Genomic DNA, 246 nt, shown 5'->3' with positions numbered 1-246 from the left:
CACCGAATCTATACGACGAGTTTCGCGAGCGTTTATCCACTCTACGTCGCCAAAGCCGAACGCAAAGGACGGACGAAGGAAGAAGTCGACACCATCATCGAATGGTTGACCGGTTACGATGAGACCGGACTCGAACGTCAGATAGCCAATCAAGTCGATTTTGATACATTTTTCGCTTCAGCACCTCGTCTCAACGAAGACCGCGCCCTCATCAAAGGCGTCGTCTGTGGGGTTCGTGTCGAGAAC

The 246-nt window shown here is 52.0% G+C and carries 1 protein-coding gene; it reads left to right on the top strand.

The features are described from left to right. On the top strand, positions 1 to 246 hold a 246-nt coding region (locus tag AC2Q9J_RS18375; protein ID WP_499042161.1), incomplete at both ends, for a DUF2200 family protein.

The sequence above is a fragment of the Planococcus sp. RAB007_Raresut genome (assembly GCF_057369535.1).
Note: the sequence above shows the minus strand (reverse complement) of the source record. Positions and strands in the feature narration are given on the sequence as shown.